This window comes from Vibrio sp. 1078-1, from assembly GCF_033340475.1.
Genome location: NZ_JAWOWM010000637.1, coordinates 1 through 582, shown reverse-complemented (window position 1 = coordinate 582; position 582 = coordinate 1). Strand labels below are relative to the sequence as shown.

Below are 582 nucleotides of genomic sequence, written 5' to 3'. Positions count from 1 at the left end.
CAGCGTAGGAGGGTCTAAACGCTCACCAGCCATAAAGATGGTTTTCAGGTTTGACAGATCATACTGCTTTAAGAACTCGCCTTCCGGGTCTTCTTTCTTAATCGCACGGAAAGCCGTTGGCGCCGAGAACAAAGCATCCACTTTATACTCATCACACACACGCCAGAATGCCCCCGGATTCGGAGTTCTGACTGGCTTACCTTCAAACAGTATTGTGGTGCAGCCATGAATCAATGGCGCATAAACAATATACGAGTGACCAACTACCCAGCCCACGTCGGATGCCGCCCAGAAAACACCACCTTGCGGGATGTTGTAGATTGCACTCATTGAGTACTTCAGTGCCACGGCATGGCCACCGTTATCACGTACCACCCCTTTCGGTTTACCCGTCGTGCCTGAGGTATAAAGGATATACAGTGGGTCTGTTGCTAATACAGGAACACAAGCATGAGGCAGCGCTTTTTTGTATTCCTGTTGCCAGTCCAAATCTCTTTCCTGATTTAACTCGGCTTCACATTCTGGACGCTGGAAAACAAACACTTTCTCAGGTTTCCAACGGCTGTCCATGATGGCTTTGTC

1 protein-coding gene is annotated in these 582 nt (G+C 49.0%); it reads right to left on the bottom strand.

The annotated features are described in order from the left end of the window. A partial coding sequence (locus R7190_RS29230) for an AMP-binding protein (protein WP_318138119.1) occupies positions 1-582 on the bottom strand: 582 nt, incomplete at both ends.